The organism is Rathayibacter sp. AY1F2 (assembly GCF_002930885.1).
GTDB lineage: Bacteria > Actinomycetota > Actinomycetes > Actinomycetales > Microbacteriaceae > Rathayibacter.
On sequence record NZ_PSVG01000011.1, the window covers coordinates 106,067 to 112,320 of the forward strand.

Sequence of the window (6,254 nt, forward strand, 5' to 3'; positions counted from 1 at the left end):
CGTGTACCTACTTGAAATCGAAGGTGGAAAGCCATGGCGCTCACTCCCGAAGACGTTGTCAACAAGCGGTTCCAGCCGACCAAGTTCCGTGAGGGATACGACCAGGACGAGGTCGACGACTTCCTCGACGAGGTCGTCGTGGAGCTCCGCCGCCTGAACCAGGAGAACGAGGAGCTTCGTCAGCGCCTCTCCTCCGGCGACAGCCGCCCCTCGGACGCCCGAGTCCCCGACGCCCCGCGCGAGAGCACTCCTGCTCCCGCCCCGGTGGTCGACGAGGCACCCGAGCCGGAGCCGCAGCCCGAGCCCGAGCCCACCCCGGCTCCCGCACCGGTCGTCGCTCCCGTCAGCTCCTCGCAGTCGGCTCCGGTCGACGAGGCCGAGAGCTCCAGCGGACTCCTGCAGCTCGCCCGCCGCCTCCACGAGGAGCACGTGCGCGAGGGTGCCGAGAAGCGCGACGCTCTCGTCGCCGAGGGCCGTGCCACGGCCGCCCGCATCGTCGCCGAGGCCGAGGCCAAGCAGCGCCAGCAGGTCGCGAAGCTCGAGGAGGAGCGCGCGACGGTCGAGCACCGCATCGACGAGCTCCGCACCTTCGAGCGCGAGTACCGCCAGAAGCTGAAGAGCTACATCGAGGGCCAGCTCCGCGACCTCGACACCCAGCCGGCGTCGACGGAGTCCTCGCTGTCGGGCTTTGGGGCGTAGTCCCGCCGCAGCGGACGTCAGGCCGAGGGTGCTCGTCACCCTCGGCCTCGTCGCGCTCGCGGTCTTCGCGATCGATCAGACCGCGAAGTTCCTGGTCACGACGAACCTGACCCTGGGCGAGGACGTCCACGTCCTCGGCGACGTCCTGATCCTGCACTACGTGAAGAACCCGGGTGCCGCCTTCTCCCTCGCGAGCGGGTCGACCTGGATCTTCTCGATCATCGCGGCGTGCGTCGTCGTCGCCGTGATCTGGTTCTCGCGCCGGATCCGCTCCACCGCGTGGGGCGTCTTCTTCGGCCTGCTGCTCGGCGGCACCCTCGGCAACCTCTTCGACCGGCTGTTCCGAGAGCCCTCCTTCGGGCTCGGACACGTCGTCGACTTCCTCTTCACGCCGTGGCTGCTCCCGGCGATCTACAACGTCGCCGACATCGCGATCTGCACGGCGATGGCGCTGTTCGTCCTCCTGAGCGTGCGGGGCGTCGGCCTCGACGGCACCCGCGAGCGCGCGGGCCGCGACGAGCAGGAGCAGGTCGTCTCCGAGGACGGCGCTCCCGCCGCCCCCGGAGCGGGCGCCCCCGCAGCGGCCTCCTCCGTCGAGGAGGCGGCCCGCGACGCCGACCGCCCCGGCGGACGCTGATGGCGCAGTCCCGAGAGCTGCCGGTCCCGGACGGGCTCGACGGCCTCCGCGTGGACGCGGCCGTCGCGAAGCTGCTCGGCTTCTCGCGCACCTTCGCGGCCGAGGTCGCCGAGGCGGGCGGAGTGAGCGCCGACGGACGGGTCCTCGACAAGAGCGACCGCGTGCGCGCCGGCACCTGGCTGAGCGTCGAGTGGAGCCCGCGCGAGGAGCCGCGGATCGTGCCGATGGCGGTCCCCGGCCTCGGCATCGTGCACGACGACGACGACATCGTGGTGATCGACAAGCCCGTCGGAGTGGCCGCGCACCCCGCCGTGGGCTGGGAGGGACCGACGGTGCTCGGCGCCCTCGCCGCCGCGGGCTTCACCGTGTCGACCTCCGGTGCGGCCGAGCGCGCGGGCATCGTGCACCGGCTCGACGCCGGCACGAGCGGCCTCATGGTCGTCGCGAAGTCCGAGCGCGCCTACACGCACCTCAAGCGCGCGTTCCACGACCGCACGGTCGAGAAGGTCTACCACGCGGTCGTGCAGGGCCACCCCGACCCGCTCGCCGGGACGATCGACGCCCCGCTCGGCCGCCACCCGTCCTCGGACTGGAAGTTCGCGGTCCGCGCCGACGGCAAGCCCTCGGTGACCCACTACGAGACGATCGAGGCCTTCCCGTTCGCCTCCCTCCTCGAGATCCACCTCGAGACCGGCCGCACCCACCAGATCCGCGTGCACATGGCCGCCCAGCGCCACCCGTGCGTCGGCGACGCCATGTACGGCGCCGATCCGACCCTCTCGAAGCGGCTCGGCCTCACCCGCCAGTGGCTCGACGCGGTCCGGCTCGGCTTCACCCACCCGGGCTCGGGGGAGTGGGTGCAGTTCGAGGCGTCCTACCCCGACGACCTGGTGCACGCCCTCGAGGTGCTGCGCGGGGAGTGATCCGCGCTCTCCCGGCCGGACCCGCGTCCGGCGCGGTTAGACTTCTTCCCGCCGTGTCCACGGGCCCTCCCGGGTCGCCGGCCATCCCTCCCCTGCCCGCAGTCCGCCGGAGGCGCATCCTTGCCGAGTAACGATTCCTTCGTCCACCTCCACGTGCACAGCGAGTACTCGATGCTCGACGGTGCAGCGCGGGTGAAGCCGCTGATCGACGCGGCGGTCGAGGAGGGCATGCCGGCCATCGCCGTGACCGACCACGGGAACGTGTTCGGCGCCTTCGACTTCTGGCGCACCGCGACGGCGGCGGGGATCAAGCCGATCATCGGCACCGAGGCCTACCTCACCCCGGGGACGCACCGCTCCGACAAGACCCGCATCCGCTGGGGTGACGGCGGAGGGGACGACGTGTCCGGCTCCGGCGCGTACACCCACATGACGCTGCTCAGCTCGACCACGACGGGCATGCACAACCTCTTCCGCCTCTCCTCGCGCGCGTCGATCGAGGGCTACTACTTCAAGCCGCGCATGGACCGCGAGATCCTCTCGCAGTACTCCGAGGGCCTGATCGGCACCACGGGCTGCCCGAGCGGCGAGGTCCAGACGCGCCTGCGCCTCGGCCAGTACAAGGAGGCCCGCCAGGCGGCCGCCGACTACCGCGACATCTTCGGCAAGGAGAACTTCTTCGCCGAGATCATGGATCACGGCCTCGACATCGAGCGGCGGGTGATCGGCGACGTCATCCGGCTCGCGAAGGACCTCGACCTCCCGCTGGTCGCCACCAACGACCTGCACTACACGCACGCGCACGACGCGACCTCGCACGCGGCGCTGCTCTGCGTGCAGTCCGGGACCACCCTCGACGACCCCAAGCGCTTCAAGTTCGACGCGGACGAGTTCTACCTCAAGTCGCCGCGCGAGATGCGCCAGGTCTTCCGCGACCACCCCGAGGCCTGCGACAACACGCTCCTCATCGCGGAGCGCTGCGACGTCCAGTTCGACACCTCGGCGAACTACATGCCGCGCTTCCCGGTGCCGGAGGGCGAGACCGAGGACACCTGGTTCGTGAAGGAGGTCGAGGCCGGACTGCGCGAGCGCTACCCGGACGGCATCTCCCAGGAAGTGCGCGACCGGGCGGACTACGAGACCCGCGTCATCCTGCAGATGGGCTTCCCCGGCTACTTCCTCGTCGTCGCCGACTTCATCAACTGGTCCAAGCGCAACGGGATCCGGGTCGGTCCCGGCCGCGGCTCCGGTGCCGGCTCGATGGCGGCCTACGCGATGAAGATCACCGACCTCGATCCGCTGCGCCACGGCCTGATCTTCGAGCGCTTCCTCAACCCCGACCGCGTGTCCATGCCCGACTTCGACGTCGACTTCGACGACCGTCGCCGCGGCGAGGTCATCCGCTACGTCACCGAGAAGTACGGCGACGAGCGCGTCGCGCAGATCGTCACCTACGGCACCATCAAGGCGAAGCAGGCTCTCAAGGACGCCTCGCGCGTCCTCGGCTTCCCGTTCGGGATGGGCGAGAAGCTGACGAAGGCCATGCCGCCCGCGATCATGGGCAAGGACATCCCGCTCAGCGGCATCAACGACCCCGCCCACGCGCGCTACAAGGAAGCGCTCGACGTGCGCAACGTCATCGCCGAGGACCCGCAGGCCAAGCTGGTCTTCGACACCGCGCTCGGGCTCGAGAACCTCAAGCGCCAGTGGGGCGTGCACGCGGCCGGCGTCATCATGTCCAGCGATCCGCTGCTGGACATCATCCCGATCATGAAGCGGGAGCAGGACGGCCAGATCGTCACGCAGTTCGACTACCCCGCGTGCGAGTCGCTCGGGCTGATCAAGATGGACTTCCTGGGGCTGCGGAACCTCACGATCATCGACGACGCCCTCGACAACATCCGCGCCAACCGCGGACAGGACCTCGTGCTCGAGGACCTCGAGCTCGACGACCAGGCCGCCTACGACCTCCTCGCCCGCGGCGACACGCTCGGCGTGTTCCAGCTCGACGGCGGCCCGATGCGCGGCCTTCTCCGACTGATGAAGCCCGACAACTTCGAGGACATCTCCGCAGTCCTCGCGCTCTACCGGCCGGGCCCGATGGGCGCCGACTCCCACACCAACTACGCGCTGCGGAAGAACGGCGTGCAGGAGATCACCCCGATCCACCCGGAGCTCGAGGAGCCGCTCTCGGAGGTGCTCGGAGGGACCTACGGCCTGATCGTGTACCAGGAGCAGGTCATGTCGATCGCGCAGAAGCTAGCGGGCTTCACGCTCGCGCAGGCCGACCTGCTGCGGCGCGCGATGGGCAAGAAGAAGAAGTCCGAGCTGGACAAGCAGTTCGAGGGCTTCTCGGGCGGCATGATCGCCAACGGCTACTCGATGGAGGCCGTCAAGACCCTCTGGGACATCCTGCTGCCCTTCTCCGACTACGCCTTCAACAAGGCGCACTCGGCGGCGTACGGCGTCGTCTCCTACTGGACGGCGTACCTCAAGGCGCACTACCCCGCGGAGTACATGGCCGCGCTGCTCACCAGCGTCGGCGACTCCAAGGACAAGATGGCCGCCTACCTCAACGAGTGCCGGCGGATGGGGATCAAGGTGCTCCCGCCGGACGTCAACGAGTCGATCGGCTTCTTCACCGCAGTCGGCACCGACATCCGCTTCGGCCTCGGCGCCGTCCGCAACGTCGGCATGAACGTCGTCGAGGGCATCCGGGCCGCCCGCGAGGAGAAGGGGCGCTTCGAGACGTTCCACGACTTCCTCCGCAAGGTGCCGCTGCAGGTGACCAACAAGCGCACCATCGAGTCGCTCATCAAGGCCGGCGCCTTCGACTCGCTCGGCTCGACCCGCCGCGCCCTGGTCGAGGTGCACGAGGACGCCGTCGAGGCGGCGGTGGGGGAGAAGCGCAACGAGGCGAACGGCCAGGTCGGCTTCGACTTCGACAGCCTCTGGGACGAGCCGCAGGCCGCGATCCAGGTGCCCGAGCGGCCCGAATGGGCCAAGCGCGACAAGCTCGCCTTTGAGCGCGACATGCTCGGGCTCTACGTGTCCGACCATCCGCTCGCCGGACTCGAGACCGAGCTCGCCAAGCACTACAGCACCACGATCGCCGACCTGCTGATCTCGGAGACGATCGCCGACGGCGAGACCGTGGTCGTCGCGGGCCTCGTCACGAGCGTCCAGCACCGCATGGCCAAGGCCTCCGGCAACCAGTACGGGATGATCCAGGTCGAGGACTTCGGCGGCGAGATCACCTGCATGTTCATGGGGAAGGCGTACCAGGAGTTCGCCCCGGCGCTCACGAACGACTCCATCGTCGTCGTCAGAGGCCGCGTCAGCATGCGCGACGACGGGATGAATCTGCACGCGTTCAGCCTGTTCGCCCCCGAGATGAGCCAGGACGGCGACTCGGGACCGCTCACCGTCTCGATGCCCGAGTCGCGCGCGACCACCGACACGGTCTCGCAGCTCAGCGACGTGCTCATCCGCCACTCCGGCCAGACCGAGGTGCGCCTGAAGCTCATCAAGGGCGACACGGCCCGCGTGTTCGAGGTGCCGTTCCCCGTGCGCATCACCCCGGACCTCTTCGGCGAGCTGAAGAGCCTGCTGGGGCCGAACTGTCTGTATTGAATTCCGAGCCGGTCCCCGACCGGCTCGGCGCGGTCGGCTGGGGAGGGTGGCCGGGTTCGTGAGAGCGTCGTGCGTCCGGCTACGACGATCCGCTGACACGCGGATCGCCGGTTCGCCTCGGAGGGTGCGGCGAGAGGGTGGCGGATCGGAGGGCGAGCCTGCGGCCGCCGGTGTCCTCCTGGTGGTCGAGTAGCCGCGCGGCGGCGTATCGAGACCGGGCGAGCGCCCGTAGATGCTGGTCGAGTAGCCGCGGAGCGGCGGATCGAGACCAGGGCGATGGAGGCGACTCCGGCGGCCTGCGCGGGCACGGCGTTCATGACGACGCTCGACGGGTAGACCGCCTTGCCGCCGGGGACGTACAG

At 69.7% G+C, this 6,254-nt stretch carries 4 protein-coding genes and 1 pseudogene; 4 read left to right on the plus strand and 1 reads right to left on the minus strand.

Annotated features, from left to right (window positions below; all coding sequences use genetic code 11):
* The first annotated feature begins 33 nt into the window (after positions 1 to 33).
* The 4 genes from C5C54_RS10540 to dnaE all read left to right on the plus strand — a co-directional run bounded on the left by C5C54_RS10540 (position 34) and on the right by dnaE (position 5,892).
* Entirely contained in the window at positions 34 to 699 is a 666-nt protein-coding gene (locus C5C54_RS10540) for a DivIVA domain-containing protein (protein ID WP_104267391.1), read from the plus strand.
* A gap of 28 nt (positions 700 to 727) precedes the next feature.
* On the plus strand, positions 728 to 1,336 hold the full coding sequence (gene lspA, locus C5C54_RS10545) for a signal peptidase II (protein ID WP_104261661.1): 609 nt from the start codon (positions 728 to 730) through the stop codon (positions 1,334 to 1,336).
* Entirely contained in the window at positions 1,336 to 2,259 is a 924-nt protein-coding gene (locus C5C54_RS10550; RefSeq protein WP_104261660.1) for an RluA family pseudouridine synthase, read from the plus strand. Before lspA ends, C5C54_RS10550 begins: the two co-directional genes overlap by 1 nt.
* A gap of 171 nt (positions 2,260 to 2,430) precedes the next feature.
* Positions 2,431 to 5,892 carry a DNA polymerase III subunit alpha gene (gene dnaE / locus C5C54_RS10555; RefSeq protein WP_244229655.1) on the plus strand — a complete coding sequence of 1,154 codons (3,462 nt, stop codon included), beginning with the start codon at positions 2,431 to 2,433 and terminating at the stop codon, positions 5,890 to 5,892.
* Positions 5,893 to 6,155: 263 nt separating this feature from the next.
* Here the strand turns inward: dnaE and C5C54_RS10560 are convergent.
* Positions 6,156 to 6,254, minus strand: a pseudogene (locus tag C5C54_RS10560) (histidinol dehydrogenase); the annotation flags it as partial.

What these genes read in the sequence shown, in the direction of transcription:
- C5C54_RS10540 (WP_104267391.1), top strand. Translation starts at nt 34, where the DNA reads ATGGCGCTCACTCCCGAAGACGTTGTCAACAAGCGGTTCCAGCCGACC.
- dnaE (WP_244229655.1), top strand. Translation starts at nt 2,431, where the DNA reads ATGCTCGACGGTGCAGCGCGGGTGAAGCCGCTGATCGACGCGGCGGTC.
- C5C54_RS10550 (WP_104261660.1), top strand. Translation starts at nt 1,336, where the DNA reads ATGGCGCAGTCCCGAGAGCTGCCGGTCCCGGACGGGCTCGACGGCCTC.